A 10,871-nucleotide genomic window follows, 5' to 3' on the forward strand; every position below is an offset into this window, starting at 1 on the left:
AACGGGCTCATCGAGCTCGGTCGGCGTATCGCTCGCGGATTCCGCAACTTCGATCACTATCGACTCCGCATGCTCCTAATCGCCGGCGGGCTGGATGCCTCAACCCACACTCAACTCTGAAGAGCCCTTTAACTATACTCACAATGATCGAACCCTTCTTTCACAGGAAACCATGGCCCAGCAGTTGAGTGATCGCAGATGAAAGGCGTGCACGGTACAGACGACGATGACCTCATCTGAGACTGACTCATCGCGTGCCCCTCTGCGATCGCGGACGACGAACGGAGCGCTGACGGCTGCGTTCCTGCGCTCCCTGAATGCCGGGCTGATCTACGCCGCGTGCATCTGGACGGCCTCCCTCGTGCGCTACGACTTCTCACTGTCCGAACCGAACTTCCTGGGCATCGGTCTGTGCTCGGCGGTCGGACTAGCCGCTTTCCTCGTACTGGGGCCGACGTTCATCTACCGCGGACGATTCTGGAAGGGGTCCGGAGACGAGCTCATAGCCGTCGGAGGCGTCCTCGCGCTCGCCAGCGCGGGCATGTACGTGCTCAACGCGTTCTCCAGGGATTCGGTGTTCGTGCCGATGAGTGTGCCGGTGACCGCATCCGCCCTCGCGATCGTCGTCATCGGTCTGAGTGAGTGGCTGCGCAGCCGTCTGCGTGCTCTGAGGCACACCCGCGGGGGGATCAGCAAACGTGCCCTGATCATCGGCGCGGGCAGTCACGGCCTCACCGCGTACAGGCTCATCACCGACGACCCTCAGAGCGAGCACGTGGCAGTGGGGTTCCTCGACGACGACCCCAGCAAACGATACCTCCGCATCCAAGGCGCCCGGCTGCTCGGCGCACTGGGCGATCTGCCCCGTGTGCTCGAGGAGAAGCCCGTCGACGTCGTGATCATCGCCATCCGCGGACTGCCGCCCGAGCAGTTGGATCTCATCGTCGAGACGACGAAGCAGGCGGGCGCCGAAGTGAGGGTCCTGCCCGAACTCGATGTGTACGACCTCCGGGAGCGAGGAGCCTCCGCGGGGTCCGCCATCGCCACCAGACCTGCGTCGTTCCGCCCGATCGAGATCGACGATCTCATCGGCAGGAGCCCCATCTCGACCGACGTCCAAGCGATCGCGGGGTATCTGGATGGGAAGACCATCCTCGTCACGGGAGCCGGCGGTTCGATCGGGTCCCATCTGTGCAAGCAGCTCGCCCGGTTCTCTCCCGGTCGCGTGGTGATGACCGACCGGGACGAATCGGGCCTCCATACGACTCAATTGGTGCTCGAAGGTTCAGCCATGCTGACCAGTGACGATCTGGTGCTCGGGGACCTGCGGGACTCCGGCTTCGTCCGGTCGCTGGTCGCTGATGTGAAGCCTGACATCATCTTCCACGCGGCAGCGCTGAAGCACCTGACGTTCCTGGAGCGCTTCCCGGACGAGGCGATCATGACGAACCTCGGCGCCAGCATGAGCCTTCTCGACGCTGCAGTGGAGACGGGGGTTCCGCAGTTCGTGCACATCTCGACGGACAAGGCCGCGGATCCGACGTCGGTGCTCGGCGGGTCGAAGTACCTGACTGAGAGGTCGATCGCCGCGGTAGCGGCGGAGACCGGCCTGTCGTACATGTCTGTGCGGTTCGGCAACGTCCTTGGTTCGCGGGGATCTGTCCTGGGCACCTTCGTCGCCCAAGCGCAGGCCGGCGGACCGGTCACTGTCACCGCGCCGGGCGTCAAGCGCTACTTCATGTCTGCCGATGAAGCGTGCGAGCTAGTTCTCCAAGCGGGAGCCATCGGGCATCCGGGCGAGACTCTGGTGCTTGACATGGGAGAGCCGGTGCGGATCGAGGATCTGGCGCGGCGCGTGATCGCGCTGAGCGGCCGTGACGATGTGGAGATCTGCTACACGGGCCTGCGGGAGGGCGAGAAGCTCGAAGAGGCGCGGTTGAGCGCATCGGAGACCGACGTGCGTCCGAACCATCCGCTGATCTCGCAGGTCTCCGTACCCCCTGTGGACCTCGCTCGTGTACGCGGACTGATTGTGAGCGCTCGCATCTCCGGTCACAGACGGAATCGGGAACTCGTCGAGGGGCTGCGTCAAATCGTCGGCGCGCCAGGCAGCACTCGAGACTTACCCGGGTCGACGCAGAACGGTCACGCTGGGAAGCGCCCCGCGACCGAACCGTCTAGTAGTACTGCCCCTGTGAATATCGCAGCGATACTCGATGAGGCGGGGGAGAAGGGCTCCGCCTCATGATGCTGATCATTGCTCTTGCATGCGCGTTGGCTGCCGCGGTGTCGTACCTGTCGGCTCGCTTCGCGGTGATTCCGATCCTGCAGCGACGAGGAGTCCTGGACCATCCCACAGCACGGTCATCGCACGATGAGCCCGTTGCCCGCGGTGGGGGCATCGCGGTGTTCGCGGGCCTCGTGGCCGGGTGTGCCACAGCCCTGGTCGCGCAAGCGGTCTCCGCCCAAGGGGTGGAGCCAGGATCTGAAGTCATCCGTTCGCTACTGCCGCTCGCGGCGGCAGCCCTGTTCGGACTCGTGGGCCTGATCGACGATCTCAATTCCCTGTCGGCTGCGAGTCGTCTCGTGACCCAGCTGGTCCTGGCAGGCGCGTTCGCCGTAGCCGTTCTGATGGTGACGGGAGTCGGGGTGTTCGCCACAGTGGCGGTCGTCCTGAGCATCATCGTCGTCGTCAACGGAACGAACTTCATGGATGGGCTGAACACCCTCGTCCCGGCGTGGGGTGCTGGGACTGGGCTGTGGTTCGGAGTGCTGGCTCTGGGAGTCGGCAGCGAACTGCTCGCGATCGCCACCATTGCCTTGACTGCTGCGCTCGCCGGTTTCCTGCCGTTGAATGCGACGCCCGCCCGCTCGTTCCTCGGGGACGTCGGCAGCTATGCGATCGGTGGGTTCCTCAGTGTCGGAGCTTGGGTGCTGTGGAGTGACGGCGCACCGGCGACCGCGCTGTTCGCGCCCTTCGTGATCCCGATGTTCGACGTTCTGTACACCCTGGGCAGGCGCATCTATCGCCGCGAGAACCTCTTCACAGCACATCGCACACACATCTACCAGAAGCTGCAGACCGCGGGTCTGTCTCACGAGCAGGTGTCGGCAGTGCACCTGCTCGCCACAGGCGTCTGCGTCACCGCGGCACTGCCAGTTCTCTTCGCAGCGCCGGTGTACGATCCGTTGATCGCAGTAGCCGTGTGGTCCGGTCTAATCATCGGCTACACGGCCATGCCCACCATCGTCAGTCGGCGTCAGAGTCGGAAGCCCGCGTGAGAATACTCCTGTTCACCCACTACTACGAGCCTGAGATCGGCGCCCCGCAGCGCCGCTGGCGTGGACTGGTGCGAGAGTTCGTCGAGCACGGTCATGAGGTCGCAGTGTGTGCTCCCGTTGCGCATTACCCGCATCGCCGGGCGGACGCTCTCGCCGTGGAGCGCCCGCCGGTGTGGCGATGGACCGATGGTCGGCACGGTGAGAGTGTTCTCCGAGTGCCCTACGTCCCATCGTCGGGCACCCTTCCCGGCCAGCTGATCGACCAATCGGTGTCCTCGCTCGCATCTGCTCTCGCCGCGGTGACGATGCGGCGGATCCGTCCGGATGTCCTCATATCGACGACACCGGGGCTGCCGATGCCGTTCGCCGCATCGGCGGTGGCATCTGCTCTGCGGATACCGCATATCGCGGAGGTTCGAGATGCCTGGCCCGATCTCATCGCGGATTCCTCGTTGGTGCGCCGCGCCCTCGGAGGCCGGCTGCCGGCAGGCGCTGCCCAGTGGCTGGAATCGAGTGCTCTTCCCGCCGTCTTCCACAGTGCACTGCGCAGCGCGGATGCGCTCGTGGCGACGACAGAGTCCTTCGCCGCCGCACTGCGCGGACGCGATATGCCACCGGTCACCGTCGTGCGCAACACAAGCGACGTGAGCGCATGGCCCCCCCGCGCAGCGCGGCGCCGCGTCGGGACCGATCTTCACATCCTCTACGTCGGGACCGTCGGACGCTCGCAGGACCTGGAGTCGGTGGTCCGTGCGGTCGCGGATGTCACCGGCGTGCACTTGAGGATCGTGGGTGCCGGTGCACAGTGGGAGGAGCTGCGCGACCTTGCGTCGACTCTGACTGATCGGATCGAGTTCTTCCCGCAGACGACCGGAGCAGCACTGGAATCGCACTGGACGTGGGCGCACACCGGGCTCGTCAGTTTGGCGGACGTTCCCTCCTTCGAACGCACTGTGCCATCCAAGCTTGTCTCTGTGATGGCTCGGCGGGTACACGTCACGGGAGTCGTGGCGGGTGAGGCGGCTTCGATAATTCGCACGTCCAGCGGAGGGTCTGTGTCTCATCCCGGTGATGCGGGCCAACTTCGTCGACTGCTCACTGCCCTTCGGGACGATCCGGACTCGACTCTGGTCGACGATCGCCCGCTCACATGGCTGCGAGACCATGCCTCGCCCCGGGCCGCAGCGGCCATGTATCTCAACCTGCTCGGAGAGGTACGCAGATGAGCACTCCGATTCTCGCCCGGCAGGCGATAACACTGTGCCGTGTCGTCGCTGATCATGTGACCCACGATCCGGTGGTCTTCGGCATCCAGATTTTCAGACGGCTTCCAGCTGGCGCCTCGCGCGCAGCAGGAGCGCTGTTGACTGTGGTCCCGGGAACCGCCGCAGCGGCCGCTGCGAGCTGGTTGACCGGTGACGTGAGCCGTGCGCGCGAGTACGTGACGGCTCGACCGGCTGGTCGGTTCCAGTCGCGCGTTATGGGTGAACTGGCGCTTTCGATGGGTGACAGGCGTACAGCGATCGAACGCGCACGAGACGTCGCGGGAACGCACGGGGGCCAGCTGCTGGAAGCACGCATCCGATGGCACGGGGGTCGCATGAGCGATGCGGTCGCCAGCGCTCCCGCCGGCAGGATGAAGGACCGCCTCGCCGCAGAGCTGCGAGTGTTCCAACCGGAGTGGGAGCCCAGGACATCCGCCGCCGGAGCCGCACCCACACCGCGGGACCTGCCGCACGCATCAGTCCTGTTCTCCTTGACGAACTCTCTTCCACACACTCAGTCGGGCTACACACTCCGCAGCCACGCTGTCCTCACAGCTGTGCGAGATGCCGGCGTACCGGTGATGGCGGCGGATAGGACCGGATATCCCACAGACATCGGACGACCGGTCCGGCGGGACCGTGTGCAGATCGAGGGCATCGACTACCTCTTCGACATTCCCACCAGACTGGGGAACACACTCGACAAGCGCCTGGAGCAGCAGACGAGCTTTCTCATGCGGACTGCACGCGGCTCCCGGGCGCAGGCCATCCACACGACGACTCACTTCACGAACGGACTGGTCGCGCGCGCTGCCGCGCGTGAACTCGGCCTCCCGTGGGTCTACGAGGTGCGAGGCTCTCTCGAGGACACCTGGGCCTCCTCACGTGGAGACGAGAACGATGAACTCGCGGCGCGCCGGAGTGAGCGGTTCCGACTCTTCCGACAGCGGGAGACGGACGTCGCACGCAGCGCTGACGCGGTGATCACGCTCGGACGGACCATGGCCGACGAGTTGGTCGACAGAGGCGTCGACGGCAGCCGTATTCTGGTCGCTCCCAATTCCGTCTCGGAGGGGCTGCTGTCTGCGGATTGGCGTGAGGACCCTGCCTCAGTGCGCGAAGCCTTGGGGCTGCCGCGCGGGGGAGTGTGGGTGGGGACTGCCGCGTCGATCGTGGGATACGAAGGCCTCGACGTGCTCGTAGACGCCGTGACGCACGCGCGCGGCGCCGGTGTGGATCTGCGGATGCTCATCGTTGGTGACGGGGTCGAGCTCCCCGCGCTGAGAGAACGCGCGGCGACGCTCGGAGACGCCGCGGTCTTCACAGGGCGTGTGCCTCCGGAACGCGCACAGCAGTATGTCCTCGCGCTGGACACCTTCGCTGTTCCACGGAAGAACGTCGACGTGTGCCGTAAGATCACTCCTCTCAAACCCGTAGAAGCTGGCGGGCTGGGTCGCACAGTGGTCCTGAGCGATCTGCCGGCGCTGGCTGAAGCCTTGCCGGAAGGGGCGCGTACAGTGTTCCCAGCTGAGCAGGTCGACGAGTTGGCGCGAGTGCTCGTCGCTCTCGCGGACGATCCCGATGAGCGGCAGCGACTGGGGTCGGCGGCACGGCTGTTCGTGGAGGAGAATCGCACTTGGAAGGTATTAGGCGAACGGTACCGGAGGATGTATGAGGATCTGGGAGTACGAGTGAAGGGCGGTCATGTATGAGCACGACGAATACGTCGACCTCCACGGGTTCGAAAGAGCCCGTCGCGGTAGCCTCCTGGTCTCTCGGACAGGTGGGCCGTCGGCCGCCGCTCGACACGTATCTGCGTCAGCTCTGGCGTCGCAGGTACTTCATTCGTGAGGAAGCGCGGTCGAAGGTCGCCGGGACCGCGAACCGGAACCTGCTGGGGTACGGCTGGCTGGTGCTCAACCCCCTTCTCATGGGACTTGGTTTCTACGTCATCTTCGGGCTGATCCTCAATACGTCGAGGGGTATCGACAACTTCGTCGGGTACCTCATGATCGGGGTCTTCTTCTTCCAGCTGTCGATGCGCTGCGTCACCGGTGGGACGCAGGCGATCCGCAGTGGTCAGGCGATGATCCGAGCGTTCGCGTTTCCACGCGCCGCATTGCCCATCACGGTCGTCGTCCGGGAAGTCATGAACTTCATGCCGACGTTCCTGGTGCTCGCAGTGGTTCTGTCCGTCCTGCCGCCTGCGGAGAACCTCACGTGGCGGGTCGTGCTCGTGATCCCCGCCTTCCTGTGTCAGACGCTCTTCGTTCTGGGCTGCGCGTTCTTCTTGGCGCGACTGGGCCACCTCCTGCCCGATATCAGTAACGTCGTGAACGTGTTCGCCAGGTTCTGGCTCTATGCGTCAGGCGTATTCTTCTCGATCGAGCGTTTCGTGGAGCAACCAGTTTTGCAGGCGGCGATGAAGGTGAACCCGATGTACGGCTACCTACAGATCTACCGGAACTCGATTCTATACGGCGTGGATTCTCCGCTGTGGATGTGGATGCTGGCAGTGGGCTGGGCGTTCGTCTTCGTGATCTTTGGTTTCATGTTCTTCTACCGCGGAGAGGAGTCCTATGGAAAGGCGCAGTGAAACGACGGATTACCGTGCGCCGGCCGTCGTCGTCGAAGACGTGCACATGGGCTACACGGTGCGTACCTCCAAACCCAAGGGACGCAGTCTTCCCGCGCGGGTGCTCAACCGGCTCAACCTGGGAACGATGGAGAAGGTGGAGGCGCTGCGCGGCGTCTCTCTCATGGCGCGTCAAGGCGAGTTCATCGGCGTAATCGGTGCGAACGGCTCTGGCAAATCCACGCTTCTGCGACTCATTGCGGGCGTCGAGCGACCCGACCACGGGATTATCCTGGCACAGCGCCAGCCGACTCTGTTGGGGGTAAATGCTGCCCTGCAGCCTGCACTGTCCGGAGCCGCGAATGTGCGTCTTGGCTGCCTGGCTATGGGCATGACTCCCGAACAGGCTGAGAGCGTGAAGAACGAGGTGGTGAGACTCTCCGCACTGGGTGACGCCATCAATCGGCCGATGGGCGGATACTCGTCGGGCATGTCGTCACGTCTTCGCTTCGCGATCGCGGTCGCTGCGCGGCCGAAGATCCTCCTCATCGACGAGGCGCTGTCGACGGGCGACGCGACCTTCGCAGCGCGCAGTGAAGAGGCGATGAACGCGATGTTGAGTGAAGCGGGGACGGTATTCCTCGTGAATCATGCGGCGAAGGTCATTCAGGAGATGTGCGACCGTGCGATCTGGATGCATGACGGCAAGGTCATCATGGATGGTGATGCTGAGGAAGTCGCAGAGAAGTACCGCTGGTGGTCGTGGAATGTTGCGCAGGGCGAGCTCGTCACCGCTCAGAAGCTCCTCGAGGACGCGGTCGAAAAAGGCGAGATGCAGGAAGTGCGCGTCGTCGACGATCTGGCGCTGAAGGACACGGACCCCCGGCACGCGCGGCGCGGCAGGACGGAAGTCGAAGAGTACCGGCGTCCGCAGACGACCTGGCCAGGGTTGGACGTCCCAGTCGAGCGCACTTTCGAAACCGACATGCTGCCCGTCGTCACCGATGTCCGGTTGGAACAGGTGCCTCAGCCTCGTCGCGCCCGTGACGTTCTGAGGAACTGACGTGGCCTTGCAGAATGACCCGCCCCGTATCGATATTTGGGGATCGTGCGTGAGTCGAGACACGCTCGAGTTCATGCCCGACGTGGAAGTCGGCGCCTACGTCGCACGGCAGTCCGCTATCGTCTCTTTGTCGCCAGCCATTGATCTACCCGTGCCAATCGACAGCCTGGAATCGGAGTTTCAACGCCGCATGCTCACGGGCGACACGGTATCGAATGCGAAAGAACGCGTCGGTCAACCCGGGTCTTCCGTAGTGCTCGTGGACCTCGTTGATGAGCGGCGCGGAGTGTGGCAGTTCCGCGATAATACGTTTCTGACCAATTCCGTGGAAGCATATAGGACTGGAGTCGATGAGTGGGCCGATGGTCTGGGCGCTAGGCTGATCCCGTTCGGCACGGATGAACACTTCGACTTATGGAAGAGGGGTTTCGCCAGCGTCGCCGAGCACATCACATCAAGCGGCGTACCCATTGTGCTGCTGAACGTAGCGTGGGCAGAGGTGTTCGAAGGACAGATGCCGCCGCGCCGAATCATGTCTCGGGTCTCCAGCGTCAGTCGCCGCGGTCAACGGGGGCTTCGTGGAGCGGTCCGCGCTTTTCGACGTGAACGAACGTTGCGATCGGGCATCGACGGATTCCGTTCAGCCCCGAGATCGCCGGGAGACGAGTATGTGCGCATCGCCCGTGAAGCGAATGAAAAGTTCGAGCGGTACGTTTCCGTGGCCCGCGACTACGCGACAGTGACGATTAGTCGAGTGTCTGACGACGTACGCATGAATAAGTCGCACAGGTGGGGAATCGGTCCTTATCATTACTCGGACAACGACTATCGGTCGCTTAGTAGGGACGTGCGAAAAGTGTTGCGCCACAAGTAGCGGATGGACGATGGTGTGAAGGCTGCGCCAGTCCAGCGATACCCCTGAGAGGGACAAGTTAATGGCTTTAAGGATTATGACGATCTATGGTACCCGACCTGAGGCCATCAAGGTCGCACCGATTATCAAGGCCATCGAGGCCGATCCAGATCTGGAGAATATTATCGTCTCCACTGGACAGCATCGCGAGATGCTCGATCAGGTGAATGCGATTTTCAATATCAAACCCGACCACGATCTCACCATCATGAGCGCAGGCCAGACGCTAAACGGCATCGTGGCGAAGGTAGTAACCGGAGTCGATGAAATCCTTGCGGACGAAGCGCCGGATGTGGTTCTCGTGCAGGGCGACACTTCTACAGTCATGGGGGCCGCAGTTGCGGCGTTCAACCGGCAGGTGCCAGTCATCCACCTGGAAGCAGGGTTGCGCTCTCGTGACATCAATTCGCCATTCCCAGAGGAAGCGAATCGCAAGCTCACCAGTCAAGTGACTGGGCTGCACCTAGCGCCCACCGAAACTTCGAAGGCTAACCTCACGCGGGAAGATGTCCCTGAAGCTGACGTCGTAGTCACTGGCAACAGTGTGATTGATGCACTCATGTATGTGACGGAAAGTTTGGAGGTGAGCTTCGACGAGGAGCGCCTGGAAACTCTGCAACGTGCCAGAACGGCTGGTACGGCAGGCCGGGTGTTGCTGGTGACTGCACATAGGCGGGAGAACCTGGGCACTACGATGGAGTCCATCGGGGCCGCAGTAGCGGAACTGGCGCAGAAGTACCTGGAGCTCACCATCGTTTTTCCAATCCACAGGAACCCCAGAGTACGCGAAGCGATACTTCCCGCTGTCGAGAACTTAGAGAACGTGTTGCTGGCGGAGCCGTTGACATACGCCGAGTTTACCCGCGTGCTGAGTCTCGCGGATCTGGTGCTCACCGACTCTGGGGGTGTCCAGGAAGAAGCACCCAGCCTAGGCAAGCCGGTGCTAGTCATGCGTGAGAATACCGAGCGTCCAGAGGCGGTGGTTGCCGGCACGGTCAAGCTAATCGGCACCGACCAGTCGCGAATGGTGGACGAGGTTTCTATCTTGCTGGACTCCCCAGAAGCGTATGCGGGGATGGCCAACGCGGTGAACCCATACGGAGATGGAAATGCTGCCTCCCGTGCGGTGGCGGCAATAAAGTGGAAGTTTCTAGCGCAAGTGGACCGGCCGGAAGACTTCGTCGCAGAGTGACGGATCGCTGATACTGCACACGTGTTGAGCAAACGGACCGGAGTTCCGCAGTTCGTAGGCATGCTGGGGTCGCTATGTCCTTGACGGAAGGAACGGAGAGTCTCTTGCTGGGTCAGGCGCTGGGGCGAGGGCATGCTGGAGCTCGCGGCAGGGGGCGGTGCTGCCGCGAGCTTCGAGACGATCGGCGGGGAGTACAACGCGCAGTCGAGGAGCATTGCGGAGAACACGCAGCGGCGTCTGGCGAGGGCGATGAGCGCTTGATTGTGCTTCTTCTTCTCGGCTTGTTTGTGGTTGTAGTGCGTGGGAGACGGGGCCCTTCAGCCCGGCGAACGCCGAGAGGATCAACGCGATTCTAAGCACTGTTTTGCCCTTCCGCAGGGATGGTCCCCGCGGATCGAGGTGCCAGAACGCCACGTCACTGGCGTGAGTCCGGCCTGAGTCGTGCCGCATTAGTGGCTCTTCTCGAACGAGGGTGTAGTCCGTTGAGCGCGTCGCTGTCCGTGTAGGAGTCGAGGTCTCCCTGAAGATGGAAGTTCCTACACTGCCCATCCGGAAGACCTCGACATGTCCCACCCTACTTT

Annotated in this window: 8 protein-coding genes and 1 pseudogene; 8 read left to right on the forward strand and 1 reads right to left on the reverse strand. The window is 63.1% G+C overall.

Annotated elements, in window-relative coordinates; all coding sequences use genetic code 11:
• The first annotated feature begins 226 nt into the window (after positions 1-226).
• From BJEO58_RS14205 to wecB, 8 genes are all read left to right on the forward strand, one after another.
• Entirely contained in the window at positions 227-2,248 is a 2,022-nt protein-coding gene (locus tag BJEO58_RS14205; protein ID WP_101590121.1) for a polysaccharide biosynthesis protein, read from the forward strand.
• Positions 2,245-3,282 carry a glycosyltransferase family 4 protein gene (locus BJEO58_RS14210; RefSeq protein ID WP_101590122.1) on the forward strand — a complete coding sequence of 346 codons (1,038 nt, stop codon included), beginning with the start codon at positions 2,245-2,247 and terminating at the stop codon, positions 3,280-3,282. The genes BJEO58_RS14205 and BJEO58_RS14210 overlap by 4 nt, the downstream gene beginning before the upstream one ends.
• Positions 3,279-4,508, forward strand: coding sequence for a glycosyltransferase family 4 protein (locus BJEO58_RS14215; protein ID WP_180951984.1), 1,230 nt, complete (start codon positions 3,279-3,281; stop codon positions 4,506-4,508). The genes BJEO58_RS14210 and BJEO58_RS14215 overlap by 4 nt, the downstream gene beginning before the upstream one ends.
• Positions 4,505-6,259 carry a glycosyltransferase family 4 protein gene (locus BJEO58_RS14220; RefSeq protein ID WP_180951985.1) on the forward strand — a complete coding sequence of 585 codons (1,755 nt, stop codon included), beginning with the start codon at positions 4,505-4,507 and terminating at the stop codon, positions 6,257-6,259. Before BJEO58_RS14215 ends, BJEO58_RS14220 begins: the two co-directional genes overlap by 4 nt.
• A complete protein-coding gene (locus BJEO58_RS14225; RefSeq protein ID WP_101590125.1) occupies positions 6,256-7,143 on the forward strand; it encodes an ABC transporter permease in 888 nt (295 codons plus the stop codon). The genes BJEO58_RS14220 and BJEO58_RS14225 overlap by 4 nt, the downstream gene beginning before the upstream one ends.
• On the forward strand, positions 7,127-8,185 hold the full coding sequence (locus tag BJEO58_RS14230) for an ABC transporter ATP-binding protein (RefSeq protein ID WP_101590126.1): 1,059 nt from the start codon (positions 7,127-7,129) through the stop codon (positions 8,183-8,185). Before BJEO58_RS14225 ends, BJEO58_RS14230 begins: the two co-directional genes overlap by 17 nt.
• 1 nt (position 8,186) lies before the next feature.
• Positions 8,187-9,059, forward strand: coding sequence for a DUF6270 domain-containing protein (locus BJEO58_RS14235; RefSeq protein WP_101590127.1), 873 nt, complete (start codon positions 8,187-8,189; stop codon positions 9,057-9,059).
• A 61-nt stretch (positions 9,060-9,120) separates the two neighbouring features.
• Positions 9,121-10,290, forward strand: a complete 1,170-nt coding sequence (gene wecB / locus BJEO58_RS14240; RefSeq protein WP_101590128.1) for a non-hydrolyzing UDP-N-acetylglucosamine 2-epimerase — start codon at positions 9,121-9,123, stop codon at positions 10,288-10,290.
• A 185-nt stretch (positions 10,291-10,475) separates the two neighbouring features.
• Here wecB and BJEO58_RS14245 read toward each other — a convergent pair.
• Positions 10,476-10,724: pseudogene (locus BJEO58_RS14245) on the reverse strand (IS110 family transposase); the annotation flags it as partial.
• Positions 10,725-10,871 lie beyond the last annotated feature (147 nt).

This window comes from Brevibacterium jeotgali, assembly GCF_900169175.1.
GTDB classification, from domain to species: Bacteria; Actinomycetota; Actinomycetes; order Actinomycetales; family Brevibacteriaceae; genus Brevibacterium; species Brevibacterium jeotgali.

Excerpts from the sequence above, each read along its gene's own strand:
- BJEO58_RS14205 (WP_101590121.1), top strand. The coding sequence starts at position 227 with ATGACCTCATCTGAGACTGACTCATCGCGTGCCCCTCTGCGATCGCGG.
- BJEO58_RS14210 (WP_101590122.1), top strand. The coding sequence starts at position 2,245 with ATGATGCTGATCATTGCTCTTGCATGCGCGTTGGCTGCCGCGGTGTCG.
- BJEO58_RS14220 (WP_180951985.1), top strand. The coding sequence starts at position 4,505 with ATGAGCACTCCGATTCTCGCCCGGCAGGCGATAACACTGTGCCGTGTC.
- BJEO58_RS14225 (WP_101590125.1), top strand. The coding sequence starts at position 6,256 with ATGAGCACGACGAATACGTCGACCTCCACGGGTTCGAAAGAGCCCGTC.
- BJEO58_RS14230 (WP_101590126.1), top strand. The coding sequence starts at position 7,127 with ATGGAAAGGCGCAGTGAAACGACGGATTACCGTGCGCCGGCCGTCGTC.
- wecB (WP_101590128.1), top strand. The coding sequence starts at position 9,121 with ATGGCTTTAAGGATTATGACGATCTATGGTACCCGACCTGAGGCCATC.